This window comes from Streptomyces sp. YIM 121038 (genome assembly GCF_006088715.1).
Lineage (GTDB): Bacteria > Actinomycetota > Actinomycetes > Streptomycetales > Streptomycetaceae > Streptomyces.
The window spans coordinates 9,922,199-9,939,793 of sequence record NZ_CP030771.1 but is presented as its reverse complement, the minus strand read 5'-3'; the positions used below and the strand labels follow the sequence as shown (position 1 = coordinate 9,939,793).

The following is a 17,595-nucleotide window of genomic DNA, read 5'->3' as shown; positions in this document are numbered from 1 at the left end:
GAGGCCGAAAACCGCCGTTCCCGGAATTTATGACTCCAACCGGAATAGAACACTTACCCGGTTGGCCGTGACGGGTGGGTCGCTTCCGCCGGTACACCGCAATGCCTGAAGGAACAGTCCCCGGACCGGCTCCCGAAGGACGGAGAGCCCCGCCGCGTAGCGTCGTCGACAAGCACGCCCATCGCGCCCCGCGCCGGGCCTAGCGGGAGAGCCGACTCGGCCGCCGCCAGGGATGACTCCTCGCAGAAGTGGTGGGCTTGACCTGGCCAGAGGTCGGTGGCGGGCACGAGGCCGCCGGGTGGCGGGACGTGGTCGGTCGCGTCCTCGCACGCGACAAACCCGGCGACGTCGGCGATCATCCCCGGGATACTGGTCTCCCATGGATGAGGTCAATGTCGTCGTCGCCCATTCCGAGCGCGCGACCCTGCGCGTCGGTGACGTGTTCTTGAAGGTGGACGCCGATCAGGCGCGCGTCGACGCCGAGGTCGAGGCGATGTCCCTCGCGCCGGTCCCCACCCCCGAGGTCCTGTGGCGCAAACCGCCCGTGCTCGCGATCGCCGCGCTCCCCGGAACGACGCTGGGGCGCCTCGGCGGGCCGTCGACCGGGTCGCCCGCGGCGTGGGCCGCGGCGGGCGCCGCCATCCGCACGTTGCACGACGCGCCACTGCCACCCCTGCCGGGCCGGGCCGGACGGAGCGTTGACGCGCTGGCGGCGGAACTCGACGACGAGTGCGAGGTGCTCGTGGCGAACGGCATCCTGCCCGCCGACCTGGTCACCCGCAACCGCCAGGTCGCCGAGGCCGCGCTCCGGCCGTGGACTCCGGCGTTCACCCACGGCGACCTGCAGATCGCGCACGTCTTCGTCGACGGCGGCGAGGTCACCGGCATCATCGACTGGTCCGAGGCGGGCCAGGGTGACGCCCTGTACGACCTCGCCACCTTCACGCTGGGACACGAGGAACACCTCGACGACGTCCTCGCCGGATACGGCACCGACATCGATCTCGACGTGCTCCACGCGTGGTGGTCGTTGCGAAGCCTGCTGGCCGTTCGCTGGCTGCTCGAACACGGCTTCGCCCCCTTCGCGCCGGGCTGCGAGGTCGACGTGCTGAGGTCCCGGATGTGAGGCCGCGCGGGCCCGACTACTGCGGCACGGCGAGGTTTCCCGTCATCCGGCCAGGTCCAGCCATTCCCCGACCGCCAGCACGCGTGCGCGCCGTCCGGCGTGTGTGCGGAACTCCTTCTCCGGGTCGGAGACCTCGACGTAGCCCGGGATCTTGTCCGGCTGCTCGGTCTCGTAGTGGATCGGCACCGCGTACCGGGCGTCGAGGATCTCCGCGGCCGCGGCGGCCTGCCTGGGGTCCAGCGCGGCGGGCAGCGGGCTCGGCGGCTGTAGGTGCGGTGCGTCGACCACCGCGCCGTTGGCGGGCAGGAACACCGCGTCGAACGGGCTGAACCGGCGCGCGACGAGCCACCAGTAGCCGTGGAACATCGTGTCGCCGCCGTGGAAGACCCGCTGCCCGTCGGCCTCCACCACCCAGTTCAGCTGCGGGTCGCCGAGGCCGTCGACGGCGGGGACCGCGGTGACGCGGAACGGCCCGACTTCGCGGGCGGCCCAGGCGTCCACGACTTCGGGGGCCAGTTCGTGCAGGACCAGCTCCCGCTCGGCCAACAGCGTCGTCACGTTGTCCACGTCGTCGCCGTGGCCGGGCGCCGGTCGCAGCACCGGCGCGCCCGGCGTCAGCACGTCCGCGAGCGCGGCCGCATCGGTGTGGTCCCGGTGCAGGTGGGTGACCAGCGCGGCGGCGGCCTTCCCGCTCGGCACCGTGAGGCCCTCGCCGGGCCTCCACCCCGTGAACAGCGGTGTCAGGTCCCGCACATAGTCGATCACCAGGCGCTCACCGCCCGCCTCCATCTCCAGTCCGGCCCAGCCCAGTCGTCGCACCCGCATCGCGCACTCCTTCGGTCCCGTGGTTGCCGTTTTGCCGTGGCTGCAGTAGCTGCAGTAGCTGCAGTAGCTGCCCCGGAATTTAGCGTACGAGCGTTCTCTAAATCAATAGCGAACGGCCGTGCGCTATCCTCGGCGCATGTCACCACGCCGTTCAGCGGCCGAAGCGCAGGCCACCAGGGGCCGGATCCTCGACCGTGCCGCCGAGATCGCCTCCGAGGAGGGCCTTGACGGCATCACCATCGGCCGGCTCGCCGAGGAGCTGGAGATGAGCAAGTCCGGGGTGCACAAGCACTTCGGCACCAAGGAGACGCTGCAGATCTCCACGCTGGACAAGGCGTTCGTGGACTTCTGGCACCGGGTGGTCGAGCCCGCGCTGGCCGAGCCGCCGGGCCTGCGGCGGCTGCGCGCGGTGTGCGCCAACTCCGTGGGCTACCTGGAAGCGCCGCTGCTGCCCGGCGGCTGCCTCATGACCGCGGCGCTCACCGAGTACGACGGCCGCCCCGGACGGGTCCGCGACGCGGTGGCCGAGGTGTGGTCGCGCTGGCGGGACCAACTGCGGGCGGACCTGACCGCGGCGGTGGACCACGGCGAGCTGCCCGCCGAGTTCGACATCGACCAGGCGCTGTTCGAGATCGTCGCCGCCGGGCTCGCCCTCAACGCGGCCATGCAGCTCCAGCACGACCGGGCGGCCGCGGACCGCGCCCGCCGCGCGATCGAACGGGCCCTGGACCAGTCGTGACCACACGTACCATCTGATCCACAGGAGGTCTGCACATGGCTGAGCTGTACCCGCCGATCGAGCCGTACGAGAAGGGGATGCTCGACGTCGGTGACGGCAACCTCGTGTACTGGGAGGTCTGCGGCAACCCGGACGGCAAGCCCGCGCTCGTCGTTCACGGTGGTCCGGGGTCCGGGTGCGGGACCGGGGCGCGCCGGTACTTCGACCCGGACCGGTACCGGGTGGTCCTGTTCGACCAGCGCGGCTGCGGCCGCAGCACACCGCACGCGAGCGACCCCGCGACGGACATGCGGCACAACACCACGCAGCACCTGATCGCCGACATGGAACGGCTGCGGGAGCACCTGGGCATCGACCGCTGGCTGCTGTACGGCGGCTCGTGGGGCTCCACGCTGATCCTGGCGTACGCCGAGACGCACCCGGAGCGGGTGTCGCAGATCGTCATCGCCGCCGTCACCACCACCCGGCGCTCCGAGATCGACTGGCTCTACCGAGGGGTCGGCCGGTACTTCCCCGAGCAGTGGGAACGCTTCCTCGCCGGAGCCCCGGGCACCCCGCGAGACGGTGACGTCGTCGCGGCCTACGCGCGCCTCACGGAACACCCGGACGCCGCGGTACGGGAGAAGGCCACCGCTGACTGGTGCCGCTGGGAGGACGCGGTCCTGTCCGGGGAGACCGACGGCGCCTCCAACCCGTACGGCGACCGTCCCCCGGTCGCGCGACTCGCCCTGGTCCGCATCTGCGCGCACTACTTCTCCCACGGCGCGTTCCTGGAGGAAGGCGCGCTGCTGCGCGACGCCCATCGCCTGGCCGGTATCCCTGGCGTACTCATCCACGGCAGGCTCGACATGGGCGGACCGCTCGACACCGCGTGGGAACTCGCCCGCGCATGGCCGGACGCGGAACTGACCGTCGTCGATGACGCCGGTCACCTGGGCACCGATCGGACACGCACCCACGTACTCCGGGCCCTCGACCGATTCGCTCACGGCCGCGCCCGCTCCCGGTACGGTACCCAGGACGAGTCGAGACCAGGAGCGGGTGAGAAGTGACGGCAGGCACGGTCCGGGCGCGCGGGCCGAAGGCCGGCGGCGCGGGCGCGCCGCGGTGAACACCGCGGCAGCGGCCGCGCTGCTGCACCTGATCGCGGCCGAGCCCACGCTGCTCGCCGCGGCACCCGATGACGTGTCCCGGCCCGCGCTGGCCCGCCGGGCCCGCGACGGGGGCCATCCGTGCCTGGGATGCGGCCACCCGGCCACCGCCGCGGTCATCGTCAACTCTTCCGCGGCGGGACCGCGGTGGCTCGACCTGTGTTCCGCCTGCTGGCACGTCGTCCAGCAGGCCAACGAGACCCCGCACTGACCCGCCCGGTCGGGGCGCGCGACCGTGCGCGGGGGCCCGGGTCATGAACGTCCGAGTGCGGAGAAGCGGCGCTTGGGCGCTATCGCCGGATGACCGAGCGGATCCAGGAGAGCTGCTGGGACACCTCTCCGGCCTCGGCGCTCTTCTCCCGGTCGGAGCCGTTGAAGACGCCGATGAGGGTTTCCTTGCCGCGCGGGCCGATGGTCATCACCGGGCCTCCGGAGTCGCCTCCGGCGGGAATCCCGGTCACCTTCTTCATGCAGAAGTCGGGGCCGCCCGGTGCGGTGTGGCCCGCGCACAGGGGGTCGTCGGCCCGTACGACCTTCAGGTCCGACTGCTTGAGGACGCGGGACTGGCAGGCGCTCTCGTCCGTGGTGCAGGTGGCGCCCCAGCCGTACTGCCGCACGATCTGGCCGCGGTGGACGCCGACCTTGGACAGGCGTGCCGTGGGAACGTTCATCGGCGCGACCTTGATGAGCATCATGTCGGCGTGCGCGCTGCCCACCCGCTTGCGGGGAATGGGGCGGACCGTCTTGCCCTTGCGCATGTCGAGGTTGCCCACCCGGAAGGAGATCCGCTTGTCGGCGACCGGCTGCGCCTGCTCGTAGAAGCAGTGCGACGCGGTGAGGATCCACTGGCGGCTGACCGCCGTCCCGGTGCACGCCGGCTTGCCGTCGACGAGCATGCGTACCGCCCACGGGCCGTAGGTGCTCTTCTTCCCGCCGATGACGGCGAAGGCCGGGGGCGATGACATCACCGAGCCCGCGACCAGCGCCAGGGCGGTCACCAGCAGTACACGAATGCGACGCACCAGAACAACTCCTCTTCCTCTTAGGGGTACAGCCGTACAGATAGTGAGAGACCCCGCCGAGCAAAAGCGTTCCGCGCAAGCCCTACGACTTCAGGGCAGCAGTATGGCAGGCTCCGGTTCCCGGCCGAGAGCGTGTTGGCGCCCTCGGACCTCAGGCGAAGGTCCGGAACGCGATCCGCCCCGGCCGCCGCCGTTGGGGGCGGGCGGCGGCCGGGGGTGTGTCAGCTGCTGTAGCAGTAGCGGTTGCTGAGCGGAACGTTGTCGAAGCGCACCGTTCTCCATGCGGTGGCGGGAGTCGCGCCCCACAGGACGTTGACTCTCACCACCAGACACCCTCCCCGGTTGTATGCGGCACGGGTGTTGTTGAAGGCGCTGTTGTAGTAGTAGGCGATGGCGATGGCGCATGCCCCCTTGGCCACGGGGTGCGGGAGGTTGCCGCAGATGACGGTGCTCGCCGTGGCCACCTTCCAGCCGTGGTTGTCGAACTTCGACTTCATCCAGCGCGTGGTGGCCTTGCTGAAGTACCAGGAACAGGTGACGATGCCGCAGTTCCTCTTCACCCAGGGGTCGGCGACCACGGGGAAGCGGGGCGAGACCGCGGCGCCGGAGGTGTCCGTGACCGGGGTGAGGTCGATGCTGAGCTTGAGGGTGTTGCCCTCGATGGCGTAACTGGTGGGCCAGGTACGCCCGTTCGCGTCCTTCGCCCACGGCTTCTGGATCCGGGTCACCTCTTCGAGGAGCACGGCGGGCTCCGTGGTGCTGGCGTGCTCCTTGACGATCAGGGCGCTGCCGTCCAGTTCGTCGATGGCCAGCTGGGTGCCGGTGGGCAGGTCCAGCGGGAAGGAGTAACTGGTCGGAGCGGAGGCGTCGTCGAGGTGGGCGAAGGTCCGGAAGCCGCCGTCGGTGGTGGGCTGCACGCCGATTGCGTGGTTGGCGCTGGTGCCGTCGTAGACGATGGTTCCCCCGGACGTGCGGGTGGCGGACCCGGAGGCGGGCAGCTTGAGAGTGGTGGTTCCCGCGTCGGTGGTCACCTTGATGCCCTGCTGCGGGTCCCGGGGCACCTTCACCGTCGTCGTGCCCGAGTCGTCGGTCCTGGAGGTGATGGCGATGTTCTCGCCGTCGCTCTCCACGGTGCCGCTGACGTCCGCGGTGCCGGTGATGTTCTCGATGGCCTCGCCGACGGTGGCCGGGGTGGGGAACCTGCGGTCGACGAGCTCGGCGTAGGACAGGACGTCGACCCAGACGGTCACGGGGTTCGATCCGGTGTTGTGGAGGTTGACCTTTCCGTCGTCGCCGAGCTTGGCGAGAGTGAAGCCCGTGGCCTCGGTGTCGGGGGCGTAGCTGACGGTGGGGCCCGGCGCGGCGGTGGTCCGGGTGGGGTGCACCTGGACGGCGCCCGATCCGGTGCCGAAGGCGGTGACGGCGATGCCGACGGCCGTGGTGTTGAGAACAGGGACGCCCGTCACGCCGCGCGGGTCCACGATCTTGTCGCCGCCCGCCGGGATCACCAGCTTCTCGGCGACCCTGGCCGGGGGCACCGAGCGCAGGCCGGCGCGCTGAGCGGTGCCTGTGGAGCGGGTGAAGTAGCCGACCACGTCGACTGCGACGTCGGCGCTGCCCCAGCCGAGGTTGTGGATGTTGACCGCGCCATTGGTGCCGATTTTGGCGATGGCGAAGTTCTGCTGGGCCGCGTCCTTCGGGTAGTCGATGGTGGCGTCGGCGGGCCACCCCTCACCCGCGGGGTAGACCCGTATGGTGCCCGTCGAGGTGCTTTGGGCCGTGACGGTCAGCGCGACGGCGGTGACGGCGGTGGTGGGTACGCCGCCCTTGCCCAGCGGCTTGAGTTCGAGGTTGCCTCCGCCGTTCAGGCTGGTGGGGGCCAGGATGCGCTGCGGTGGCAGGGCCACGTAGGAGGAGCCCTGGCCGTCGTCCTGCCGGAGGGTGTAGCCCTGGACGTCCAGGTAGACGCGTACGTTGGCGGTGCCTTGGTTGACGACCTTGACCTGGCCGTCGGAGCCGGCCTTGGTCACCAAGGTCGTGGATGCGTAGTGCGCCTTGTCGTAGCTCACGCTGGCCGCGTCCGGCTCCAGCTCGCCCGACGGGTAGACGACCACTGTCCCGGAGTCGCTGTCGCCCTTGGCGGCCACGTTCACGGCGACCGAGTCGAGTCCCGTTGCTGGAAGCCCCGCGGTTCCCGACAGCTTCACCGTCAGCGTCGCGCCGGGCTCCACCGCGACGTTGTCCAGCACGCGGGCCCTCATGGGGACGTACTGGCCTCCGGCGGGATCGCCTGCGGCCTCGGATCTGGGTGCCTTTTGTGTGCCCTGTGCTCCTGATGCTGCCTGGGTGCTCCGTGCCGGGGCATCGGCCGTCACGGGAGCGGCCCCGGCCGTCGGCGCGCTGATCACCAGGCCGGTGGACAGCAGCAGGAAAGCCGTGAGAGCGGACAGAGCGGAACAGCGAATGCGCACGTGACTCCCCCTGTTCTCGGGTTGGTCGCGAAACGAGAGGTGCCTGCGGACGCGTCAGTGCACACTGCGGCGGTCCGGCAGCCGGGGTGAGGGTGGCAGGTGCGGCCCTGAATGAGAAGACCGAGTGAGGACTATGAGGAAAATGTGAGGCTGGCGGCCGGAAAGGAAGCAGCCGCATCCGGCCAGCGGTCGAGGAACCAGCGGCGTCACAGACGGAGGCGGGAGGGGCGGGCCGGATGATGACGAGCCCCGTCGATGCCGAGCCTGGCGCGGGCCCCTGCGGTCCCTCCCCCCCCCCCACAAGAGTGAAGAAGGCCCCTCACCCTACATCCAGACGACGATCGAAGGTGTAATCGAAGTGGCCCCTCGTCGTCGGTGCTCCCCGGTACGCGGCAGCTGCGTGTCCGGGCAGTCTGGACGGTTGCGTGTCCGGACAGCCTGGACGCCCGGACAGCGTGGACGTCCGCACACCAAGCCGTGAAACACCAAGCCGCGAATCACCAATCCGTCGGCCCGGCGTCCGGGACGGCCGCTGATCGTGCGCATGCGGATATCCGACCAAGGAGCATCCCCCATGACCGCTGAACTCTCCCCGCAGCCCTTGGACGCGTTTCTCAGATCCGTCGCCTCCACCACGTACGAAGAGGCACGCCGACTGCCTGGTGCCGCCGTCGCGAGTTCCCGGGACTTCGACGAGATCCAGGCGTACGTCATCGACCTGTACACGGGCGTCGACGCCGTCGAGAGCTACGTCGAAACCGACGGCCAAGTCGTCGACTGCATCCCTGAGGACGCGCATCCCGCCGCGCGCCGCTGGGGAGGCCTCGCCGTCGCTCCCGACCAAGGCCCTCCTGAGCCGACCGAATCCGACGAGCCGACGACGCCGGGCCCCAGGTCGCCGGACCCCGGGTCGCGGGACGTCGTGAGTCCGCCACAGCACGACGTCCCGGCCGCGCGGGCCGCCCCCGCGGGTACCACGCCGCTGTACCGCACCACCCTCTCGGCGCTCTGCCGGTACCCGAACCTCGCGGCATCCTCAGCGAAGGAACGGCCGCTCGGCCTCGCGGGCACCGAGGCACCGGCAGCCGCGCTCGGCAAGCGATACGCGACCGGCGAGCAGAACCTCCCCTGCCTGGGCGGAGCAAGCCGCATCAACGTGTGGAACCCTTTCGCCGCGGCGTCGAACCAGTCCACCTTCAGCCAACAGTGGTACTACGCGGGACTGGAAGGACCCGTCCTGCAGACCGTGGAGTGCGGCTGGCACGTCGACATCACGATGTACGGCGACGCCGCGCCCCACTTCTTCGTCTTCACCACCCGGCGGAACTACGAAGCCGGCCACTCCTTCTACAACCAAGCAGGCCAGGTGTTCCAGCCGGTCTCCAATCCCTATGTGCGCCCGGGCGCCCCGCTGGCTGTGTCCCAGAGCGGTGGCACACAGGTCGAGTACAAGATGGGCTTCTACTTCACCAACAACGCGTGGTGGCTCTACTTCGACGACCACGCGATCGGGTGCTACCCGGCGGCGTGGTTCGACAACGGGCCGATGGCCACCCATGCCACCCGCGCCAAGTTCGGCGGCGAGGTCGGAACCCTGATCACTCAGTGGCCCCCGATGGGCTCCGGACGACACGCGTCGGCGGGCTTCAGGCAGGCGGCGTACCAGCGCGTCGCGACGGTGAACCCCGTGAGCGGCGGCGCGGCGCACGCGACCCTGTCCGACGCGGGATCGGTGAGCGGCCCCTGCTACTCCCTCCAGATCACCAACAACTCGGGGCCCGACTGGGGCAGCTACCTGTTCTTCGGAGGACCGGGCGGGGACAACTGCTGAATACCGCCGCCTCAGGTTCAGCGTAGGTGTCGGACGAACACGTCGCCGGTCCAGTTCGTGTCGTCGGGGACCAGGCCCGGGTAGAAGGAGTCGAACACGGCCGTCGAGGCGTCCGCGCTCAGTGCGGTGGAGCCGACGCCGACCGGTTTGCCGTCCGTGCCGGGCGACAGCAGGGTCTCCTGGCCGGTCCGCAGGTCGCGCAGCCACAGGCCCTGCGGCTGCCGGTCGGCGTTGCCGATGTTGACGAGCATCCGCGAGCCGTCGGTCGACAGCTGGCCGCCGACGACCAGGTCGGTGGGTGCGTGGCCGTCCACGCGCGTGAGGGAACCGGTGCGCAGATCACGGACGAAGACGTTCCAGCCGTCGTTGGGGTCGGTGCCCGGCACCAGGTTGCGGGCGGTGGAGGCGAAGGAGACCGTCGAGCCGTCGGCGCTGAGGGAGGGGCTCACGGACGACTGCTCGGCGGGCGCCCCGTCGTGCGTGGCGTCGGCCTTGACGGTGCGGCCCGTCCGGCGGTCGTGGACGAGGATGTCGCCCTGGTCGTCGTCGCTCGGCCCGGTGTAGCCGTCCTGGTACGCGATCTTCCGGCCGTCGGCGCTCATCGACTGCTGCTGGCAGGTGGCGCGTTGCGAGGCACGGCTGACCTGCTGGACCCGCTCGGTGACGCGGTCCAGGACGTGGAACTGGCAGCCGCGGGGGTCGGAATCGTCGGTGGGCCGGGCGACGAAGGCGACGTAGCGGCCGTTCCCGCTGATCGGGGCGACGCCGTACGACACCGCGTAGCCGTCGGGGAGGGCGGGGGCGAGGCGCTCGGTGCGGCCGCTCTTCAGGTCCATGACGTGGACGGAAGTGCGCTCCGTGGCGGTCGAGTACGACGCGAAGGTGAGGTAGCGGCCGTCGGCGGAGAGGGCGGGCGTCGATGTGGTCTCACCGGGCGGGGAGACGCGTCGCAGGGCCGCGCCCGGCGCGGTGCGGACGAAGACGTTGCCGCGCGTGGTGGTGCCGGGCACGAGGTTGGTGGCCTGTGACACGAACGCCACGACCCGGCCGTCGGCACTGACCGAGGGGCTGCCCGAGTGGCCGTTGCCGCCCGTGCCGTCGGGGGCGACGCTGAGGCGCTCGGTGCGCGGGGCGGAAGCACCGTCGTCGGCCGCGGCGGCCGGGAGGGCCAGGGCCGTGAGGACCAAGGGCAGAACGCTGAGGACGTGAAGGGCGCGTAACGAGGAACGACGTCTCATCGATGGGCTCCTGCTCGGCTTTCCTGCTCCCGCGACCACCACGGGACCTCAGGATCCAAACCCACGGCCGGGAAGGCGGCAAGACGGCGCCACGCGCGCCTCAATCGCCGGGGGCGAGCGCCTCGGGATCGGCGTCGAGGGCGTCGAGGGCGTCGAGCACCGCGTCGCCGTTCGACCTCGCCCACTCGGTCAGCATGTGGATCGGCTCGATCAGCGTCTCCCCGAGCGGGGTGAGCTCGTACTCGACGCGGGGCGGCACCTCGGCGTAGGCGTGGCGGCGGACCAGTCCGTGGGCCTGGAGTCGTCGGAGCGTCTGGGTGAGCATCTTGCGGGAGATCCCGCCGATCAGCTCGATCAACTCGCCGTGGCGGACCGGTCCTTGGCTGAGGCCGTAGAGCACGACCACCGTCCACTTGTCGGCGATCAGCTCGACCGCCAGGCGCGCCGGGCAGTCGGCGAGGAAGGGGTCGCCGGGGGTGAATCCGCTCATGGCGCCAACGGTACCTACTGGTTCCTGTCGGAAACCTAGCCTGGATTCCCACCCCTTCCCTCCATGTCAGGAGAGTCATGCGCGTCATCACCCAGCACCGGCTCGGCGGGCCCGAGGTACTGACCATCGAGGACTCGCCGGAGCCACGGGTCCTGCCGACCGAGGTCCTCGTCCGCGTCAAGGCGATCGGGCTGAACCCGCTGGAGGCGCGCCTTCGCGCCGGTGAGTTCCCGCTGCTCGGCCGGCCGCCGTTCGTCCTCGGCTGGGACGTCAGCGGCGTGGTCGAACAGGCGACGGGGTCGTGGCGGCTTCGGCCCGGCGACGAGGTGTTCGGGATGCCGCTGTTCCCGCGGGCGGCGCGCGCGTACGCCGAGGCCGTGGCGGCGCCCGCGCTGCACCTGGCACGCAAACCGGCCTCGCTCTCGCACGTCGAGGCGGCGGCACTGCCGGTCGTCGGGCTGACGGCGTGGCAGGGCCTGGTCGACCTCGGCGGGGTGGGCGAGGGCGACCGCGTCCTGGTCCACGGTGGTGGGGGCGGGGTCGGGCACGTCGCGATCCAGATCGCGAAGGCGCTCGGCGCGCACGTGATCGCGACCGCGAGCGGGAGCAAGCGGACGTTCGTGGAGGGGTTCGGCGCCGACGAGGTGGTCGACTACACGGCGGTCGACTTCACCGCGGCGGTCCGCGACATCGACGTCGTACTCGACACGATCGGCGGCGACACCGTCGAGCGCTCGCTCGACGTGCTCCGCCCGGGCGGTCATCTGGTGACGGCGGTCGCCGAGGAGGACGCGGGGCTCATCGCCCGGTACGAGGCGGCCGGCAGGCGTTTCAGCGGCATCGCGGTCGATCCCGATCCGGTCGCCCTCCGAGGCCTCGTCGCACTCGTCGAACAGGGCGGGCTTCGGGTCCACGTACAGGAGACGTTCCCCTTCGAGCGCGTCGCCGACGCGCACCGGCTGCTCGACCGCGGTCACCTCCGGGGGAAGGTCGTCCTCACCCTCTGACTCCCTCGTGGGCGAAGGTTGTCCGGAACCCTGAGCCCCGTCCCGGGCGATGGCCCCCGGGGGTGTGAGACATTCCCCCGAGGCAGGGGGGCGATGTCCGCTCGCAGGGGGCCGGCGGGCGAGGGGCCTCCGTGCACGGCGGTCACCGCACGGGATGAGAGGGGCGAGGTGGCGATGCACGGCATGGATCTCCAGGGGGACGGGCGGCGCGCACGGGACGTGGTCCGTCGGGGTGGGCCGCTCGGGCCGTTCGCGCGGCGGCTGTTGGCCGCCCGGCGCGAGCGGGTGCGGGACCGGGCCTTGGAGCGCAGGCTCCGGCAGCAGTTGCGTGACCTCGATGTCCAGCCACCGCTCAGCGTCGAGGCGTTGTGCGACGCGCTGGCGAGACGGCTCGAGCGCCCCATCGTCCTGCGGGCCTATCCCCTGCCGGTCCCCGGCCCGCAGGGGCTCTGTGTGGAAACGCCCGACGGGTACGCCGTGTTGTACCAGGAGCACACCACCCCCCTGCATCAGCGCCACATCATCCTGCACGAGGTGATGGGGCACATCTGCGGGAGTCACCGGACCGACGGCTCCCGATGGAGTTCGGTGGTGCCGGGCCTCAGTTCCGAGGCGGTGCACCGGGTGGTGGCCCGGTGCACGTACGACGACGACCAGGAGTGCGAAGCCGAGCGCGCGGCGACGATCGTCACGATGTGGGCCACGGTTCTGGACGAGGTCGCCCCGACCGCCTGCGGGCATCCCGAACTGGGGCGGGTCCACTCCGCGATGCGCGACCGGCACGGCTGGCTCTGATGTTCTTCACGATCCTCTTCATCGTCCTGGCGGCCGAGACCGCCTGGAAGTTCCACCAGCTCTCCCGTGCGCCGCAGAATCGTGGGGTGCGGTGGCTGACCCTGTGCGTGGTCTGTGCCGTGGCGACCTACGCACTGGCCATCGAGCACGGCACACGAGGCATCGACGGCACCTTCGGCATCGGTACGGCGAAGCTCCTGATGGACACCCTGTTCATGGGCATGACGTACAGCCTGATGCTCTTCTATCTGTACTCCACCGGCGACACACCGGCTGTCCGGCGCCGTGCGCGCCGGGAGGGGGTGGGGTTCCTCGCCGCCGTGACCGGGATCGTGGCGACGGCGGTCACCCCGCCGCACCACGCCGTGCTCCACAGCACCTTCGAGGACGCCGACATGACGGTCCCCCGGGTCGCCCTCTTCTACCTGGGGATCGGGCTGTACGCCCTGTACGCCCTCGCGATGTCCTGTCGCAGGACCCAGCGCTTCGCCCGGATGTCCAGCGGTGCCGAGGCCGTCGGCCTCTGGACGGCCAGCGCGGGGTTGCTGGGTCTCGCGGCCTCCACCGGCATCCGTTCGGTGTTCGTCGTCGTCCGCTCGCAAGGCGGGGTCGTGCCCGCGTGGCTCAGCGTGTCCACGGGGATCCTGCTGGTGGTGTCCCTTCCCGCGTTCGTCCTCGGCGTCACCTGGCCAGGGGTGCGGAGCCGCTGCGCCGCATGGCGGCTGCGGCGGGAGCACCGCCGGATCCACCGGGAACTGGAGCCGCTGTGGCGGCTGCTCTCCTCGGCCTACCCCGACACCGTCCTGCCCCAGGCGGGCCGCGGGGGCCGTGCCGGCTTCCGGTACGCGCGGCGTGTCATCGAATGCCGGGACGGCCTGGTCCGCATCAGCCCGCACCTGAGCTCGGTCGAACCGGTGTGGGAGTCCATGGCTCCGAAGGCGCTCGCGGAACGCCTGCACCGCGCGGCGGTGGCGGTCCGCCGCGGTCAGGTACCGTCGCGGCCCGGCACCCCCCTGGCCCTTTCGCGGGACGGCGACACCGCCGAGGTGGAGCAACTCGTCGCCCTGTCCAGGGCGCTGCACGCGCTGTCGGCGTCGGTCTCGTAGCAGGGGAGCACGGATGCCGGGGGCCTATCGACCGGCCGGGTCGTCCTGAGTCCTGCCCCACTTCTGGAGGTTGCTGGCGAGGTCGTTCACGACGGCCAGCAGTTCCACCGGCAGGCCCTCGGGTCCCAGGCCGCGGGCTTTGATGTTGCTGATGTCGCCGTTGCGTACCTGGTGGAGCGTGCGCAGGCCCTCCACGATCGTCGCCACGATGGCGTCCTCGTTCGGCTGGAAGAAGAAGGCGCTGACCCCCAGCACCTCGGCCAGACCGTCCCGGACGACGCGGGGGGCGTCCGTCACCGTGCCCTCGCGCAAGTCCCTGACACCCTGTGCGGACACCACGTCGGCTCCGGCGGCCGCGTTGATGCCACGGGCGATGTCCGCGTCCGAGGGCGGCTGTTGGTCGCCCGGATACGTGTGCTCCAGCAGGTACTCGATCTTCTCCGCGAGCGTGACGGGGAGCGGCGCCTCCTTGGCTCCGAAGCTGCGCCGCTCCGCTGCCAGCAGGGCATCCTCGGTGACTTCGTAGAGGGCCGCCAAGGTCGTGCGCAGGGTCGGCGTCAGCGGCCGTGAGCCGCGCTCGGCCCTGCCGATGTCGTGGTCCGTGGTGCCCGCCTTGCGCTCGACCTCGTACTGGGCGAGACCGGCGTCGCACCGCAGATCGGCCAGGTCGGGGGCGCCGTGCCGGGGGAAGAGCAGATTGATGTCCGTGTGGAGGGCGCGGGCCAGTGCGGGCAGCCGCTCCGGGTCGGGGCCGCGGCCGTTCTCCCAGGTGGCGACTGCCGTGCGGGAGACCCCGACCTCCCGGGCGAAGTCGGCCTGGCTCCGGTACCCGGCTTCCAGCCGCGCTGACCGCAGGCGCTTGCCATCAAAGTGACGTGCAGGCATGGCGGGCTCCATCAGCTGGCAGGCACAGCGTCGGTGGCGTAACCATTTGAGCACCGTGCGAAGTTGTCATAATGTCAATTCCGCACGGCGGCGTGGAATGGAGAGCCTCTTCTCCCGTCCGCACCGCCATGCCCACCCTTGCTCTTCCGGGACCGCGAGAGGGAGCCGCCCCAGCCGGAGGCCCTGAAAACTTCACAGCTGGAGACGGCCCACACACCAACGGATTTGCTGGAGTTGCCATGAGTGTTGCACCCCAGATGCCCGCATGCCTAGTTGCACCAGCCGAATCGGACCACCGCGCCTTGCGGTACCGGCGCACCCTCCCCCGCCTCCGCTGAGGGTCGTTCCTGGTTGTGCCCGCAGCCGGGCCCTGCGCCGACGGCTCGCGGCTCGCCCCGCCCGTGGCCGACCGGACGTGAAGACGCACGGGCGGCCGACCGGATCAGCAGTGCTCTTGCTTCTCGAAACGGAGGAATTGGCATGCCCGAGCTCACGATCGGTCTCACCGCGGCACACCGAGGGGAGAGTGGCCAGAGCCTTCCCGTCCATCCACAGCACCTGGCCTCTCTGCACGCCGAGGTCCGCAGCCGGCTGTTCTTCGAAACGGGGTACGGCACTCCCTTCGGCCTGACCGACGACGATCTCGCGCGTGTGTCCGGCGGCGTCTGCACGCGTCGGCTGATCTTCTCCGAGTGCGATGTGGTGCTGCTGTACAAGCCGGTGCGCGAAGACTTCCTGGACCTGACGGAGGGACAGATCCTGTGGGGCTTCCCGCACTTCGAGCAGACCGGGGAGCCTCCCTGGGCGCCCAACGACCGACGGCACGCCGTCATCGCGCGGGAACCCTCCCTGGACGGGTCGGGCAACGGCTCCTTCGCCCCTCCGATAGGTGAGCAACTGGAGGAGATGGCAGCCTATGGCTCTGTGACACACGCGCTGGCGTCCACGGGCCGGACGGGCCGCTGGGGACCCCCGGTGCACGCTGTGGTCCTCGGCGACGGTCCGCTCGGTGACGGCGCCGTGGCGGCACTCCAGGCACAGGGGATCACCCGTCTCACACGCGTGACGAAGCGCTTCCCGGCCGCCCTCGACGCGGCACGCGACGGGCTGCGGACGGTCCAACTGGTCGTGGACGACGCGGGAGAGTGCCACGCGGTCTCCACCTCGGGCCACCTCGCCTTGCGAGACCTGCTGACGCAGCACGACCTCATCGTGAACTGCCTCGGCCAGGACGCGGACGTGCCGCTGCCGCTCCTGCCGCCGGACCAGCCGTACCCGCTGAGACCGGGCACGCTCGTGGTGGACGTCTCGCGGGAGCAGGGAGCAGGGCCCGGCCGGGCGAGACCGGCCGCGTTCACCCCCGTGCGGCATGGGGCCGACGGCGTCCAGTACTACGCGGCCGACGACCACCCCTCCTACTGGTGGAACTCGGCGACCTGGATGCTCAGCAGAGCGATTCTTCCTCACCTCGGTACGGTCGCGTCGGGCCGGGCCCGCTGGCTCGCCCAGGGCGGAGACACGGGCCTCGGCCTCTGACCCGGGCTCCTCCACGGCCCGCCGCCCGGGTGGGGATCATCCAGGTCGGCCGAGGTGGCGCAGCAGCCGGTCCGTGCGTTCCTCGGCTGCCCGGACGCAGGCCTCGATGGACGCGCCGCGCGCGTAGTCGCCGGTCAGGGTGAGGCCCGGGAGGGCGGCGGTGCGGGTGTCGATGGCGGACAGGGTGCGGGTGTGGGCGGGGGCGTAGGCGCACAGTCCGTGCTGCCAGCGGGCGGTGGCCGTGTCCAGGCGCTTGGGCGCGTCGAGGTCGAGGTGGGCGCCGAGGAGGCGCTCGGCGAGGGCGGCGAGTTCCTCGTCGTCGCCGGGCAGGGTGCGGGCCGCTCGGCCGCTGAAGGTGTAGCGGACGAGGTGCCGGTCCGTGACGCCGTAGGCACCGGCGTTGCTGAGGGGGCTGTCCGCGGGGAAGGTCAGCGCCCTGACGCGCGTGTCGAAGACCGGCCGGTCGTACTCGGCCACGACGACGGAGACCGGGAAGTAGCGGACGTGGGAGAGGTGTTGGGCCAGCTCGTCGTGGTGGTGCCGGAGGAGTTCGGCCGCGTGGGGGGCGGGCACGGCGAGGACGACGGCGTCGGCCTCCTCCTCCGACGAGGTGCCGTCGGGCGCGAGGGCACGTACACCGGTGACGCGTCCGGCGGTGACGAGCAGGGCGGTGACACGGGTCGCGGCGCGGGTCTCCACCCGGGCGGCGAAGGCGTGCAGGAGCGGATCGAAACCGTCGGTGAGCTGGTCGAAGCCGTCCAGGAGCATGCCGAGGTTGGTGCCCAGGGTGGAGAGGTGGGACTCTTCCGGCTCCGCTCCGTTCATGCGGATCACCGCGGGGCGGAGCAGGCGTTCGCACAGGCGCGTGCCGAAGAAGGCGGACAGCGTGGGATCGCCGGTGCGTGCGGCGTAGCGCTCGACGTCGGGGCCGGACAGGAAGGCGTTCGCGCGGTCGCGGCGGACGTAGTAGGCGAGGCGCAGGATCCGGCTCAGATCGCGCGGGGGCACGCCGCGCAGCATCCCGTACAGGGCGGCGGCCTTGTTGGTGCTGTCGGTGGTGTGCAGCCGGCCGTTCTCGATGCGCGAGGAGTTGATGCCGAAGTGCTCGTAGGCCGCCTCGCCCGCCCCGAGTTCGGCGGCGAAGGCGCGGAACCGGCTGTACTTGCGGCCGATGTTCTTGCCGCCGAGAGTGATCGCCCGCGCGCCGAGGCGGGCGGTGGCGGAGCGGCCGCCGAGGGTGGGGCGGTCGTCGATGAGAAGGGGGCGGGCGCCCGCGCGGTGCAGGTTCCAGGCGGCGGCCAGGCCCGACCAGCCGCCGCCTACGACGATGACGCGGGCTCCGGAGCGCTCAGTGCTCATCCGTGGTGCTCCTC

General features: G+C 71.2%; 16 protein-coding genes. 9 read left to right on the top strand and 7 right to left on the bottom strand.

Features of this window, described 5'->3' with window-relative positions; translation table 11 throughout:
- The first annotated feature begins 379 nt into the window (after nt 1-379).
- Nucleotides 380-1,126, top strand: a complete 747-nt coding sequence (locus C9F11_RS41970; protein ID WP_138965746.1) for a phosphotransferase — start codon at nt 380-382, stop codon at nt 1,124-1,126.
- A gap of 42 nt (nt 1,127-1,168) precedes the next feature.
- On the opposite strand, the gene C9F11_RS41965 is transcribed toward C9F11_RS41970, so the two are convergent.
- Nucleotides 1,169-1,951, bottom strand: coding sequence for an MBL fold metallo-hydrolase (locus C9F11_RS41965; protein WP_138965744.1), 783 nt, complete (start codon nt 1,949-1,951; stop codon nt 1,169-1,171).
- A gap of 136 nt (nt 1,952-2,087) precedes the next feature.
- Between C9F11_RS41965 and C9F11_RS41960 the strand changes: the two genes are divergently transcribed.
- The 3 genes from C9F11_RS41960 to C9F11_RS41950 are packed head-to-tail and all read left to right on the top strand — an operon-like array spanning nt 2,088 to nt 4,052.
- Nucleotides 2,088-2,690 (top strand): TetR/AcrR family transcriptional regulator, encoded by a 603-nt coding sequence (locus tag C9F11_RS41960; RefSeq protein ID WP_138965742.1) that lies wholly within the window; start codon nt 2,088-2,090, stop codon nt 2,688-2,690.
- Nucleotides 2,691-2,725: 35 nt separating this feature from the next.
- Nucleotides 2,726-3,742, top strand: a complete 1,017-nt coding sequence (pip, locus tag C9F11_RS41955; RefSeq protein WP_138965740.1) for a prolyl aminopeptidase — start codon at nt 2,726-2,728, stop codon at nt 3,740-3,742.
- A 55-nt stretch (nt 3,743-3,797) separates the two neighbouring features.
- Nucleotides 3,798-4,052, top strand: coding sequence for a hypothetical protein (locus C9F11_RS41950; RefSeq protein ID WP_138965738.1), 255 nt, complete (start codon nt 3,798-3,800; stop codon nt 4,050-4,052).
- A 79-nt stretch (nt 4,053-4,131) separates the two neighbouring features.
- On the opposite strand, the gene C9F11_RS41945 is transcribed toward C9F11_RS41950, so the two are convergent.
- Complete coding sequence (locus tag C9F11_RS41945) at nt 4,132-4,866, bottom strand: trypsin-like serine protease (RefSeq protein ID WP_138965736.1); 735 nt, start codon at nt 4,864-4,866, stop codon at nt 4,132-4,134.
- 218 nt (nt 4,867-5,084) lie between these two features.
- Nucleotides 5,085-7,112, bottom strand: coding sequence for a hypothetical protein (locus C9F11_RS41940; RefSeq protein ID WP_138965734.1), 2,028 nt, complete (start codon nt 7,110-7,112; stop codon nt 5,085-5,087).
- Between the two features lie 796 nt (nt 7,113-7,908).
- Here C9F11_RS41940 and C9F11_RS41935 point away from each other — a divergent pair.
- Entirely contained in the window at nt 7,909-9,165 is a 1,257-nt protein-coding gene (locus C9F11_RS41935; protein WP_171076033.1) for a neprosin family prolyl endopeptidase, read from the top strand.
- Between the two features lie 17 nt (nt 9,166-9,182).
- Here the strand turns inward: C9F11_RS41935 and C9F11_RS41930 are convergent, their stop codons facing one another.
- Both C9F11_RS41930 and C9F11_RS41925 read right to left on the bottom strand, forming a co-directional pair.
- A complete protein-coding gene (locus tag C9F11_RS41930) occupies nt 9,183-10,403 on the bottom strand; it encodes a PD40 domain-containing protein (protein ID WP_138965730.1) in 1,221 nt (406 codons plus the stop codon).
- A gap of 100 nt (nt 10,404-10,503) precedes the next feature.
- Nucleotides 10,504-10,893, bottom strand: a complete 390-nt coding sequence (locus tag C9F11_RS41925; protein ID WP_138965728.1) for a helix-turn-helix domain-containing protein — start codon at nt 10,891-10,893, stop codon at nt 10,504-10,506.
- Nucleotides 10,894-10,970: 77 nt separating this feature from the next.
- On the opposite strand from C9F11_RS41925, the gene C9F11_RS41920 reads away from it, so the two are divergent.
- The 3 genes from C9F11_RS41920 (at nt 10,971) to C9F11_RS41910 (ending at nt 13,801) form a co-directional block, all read left to right on the top strand.
- The gene (locus tag C9F11_RS41920) at nt 10,971-11,900 is read left to right on the top strand and encodes an NADP-dependent oxidoreductase (RefSeq protein ID WP_138965726.1); all 930 of its coding nucleotides are present in this window, start codon (nt 10,971-10,973) and stop codon (nt 11,898-11,900) included.
- 183 nt (nt 11,901-12,083) lie between these two features.
- Nucleotides 12,084-12,695 (top strand): hypothetical protein, encoded by a 612-nt coding sequence (locus C9F11_RS41915; RefSeq protein WP_249402119.1) that lies wholly within the window; start codon nt 12,084-12,086, stop codon nt 12,693-12,695.
- Complete coding sequence (locus C9F11_RS41910) at nt 12,695-13,801, top strand: MAB_1171c family putative transporter (RefSeq protein ID WP_138965724.1); 1,107 nt, start codon at nt 12,695-12,697, stop codon at nt 13,799-13,801. Before C9F11_RS41915 ends, C9F11_RS41910 begins: the two co-directional genes overlap by 1 nt.
- A gap of 24 nt (nt 13,802-13,825) precedes the next feature.
- Here C9F11_RS41910 and C9F11_RS41905 read toward each other — a convergent pair whose 3' ends face one another.
- Nucleotides 13,826-14,686, bottom strand: a complete 861-nt coding sequence (locus C9F11_RS41905; protein WP_171076032.1) for a helix-turn-helix transcriptional regulator — start codon at nt 14,684-14,686, stop codon at nt 13,826-13,828.
- Between the two features lie 480 nt (nt 14,687-15,166).
- Between C9F11_RS41905 and C9F11_RS41900 the strand changes: the two genes are divergently transcribed.
- Nucleotides 15,167-16,222, top strand: coding sequence for an alanine dehydrogenase (locus C9F11_RS41900; protein ID WP_138965720.1), 1,056 nt, complete (start codon nt 15,167-15,169; stop codon nt 16,220-16,222).
- Nucleotides 16,223-16,258: 36 nt separating this feature from the next.
- On the opposite strand, the gene C9F11_RS41895 is transcribed toward C9F11_RS41900, so the two are convergent.
- Nucleotides 16,259-17,581, bottom strand: a complete 1,323-nt coding sequence (locus C9F11_RS41895; protein WP_138965718.1) for an FAD-dependent oxidoreductase — start codon at nt 17,579-17,581, stop codon at nt 16,259-16,261.
- Nucleotides 17,582-17,595: the final 14 nt, after the last annotated feature.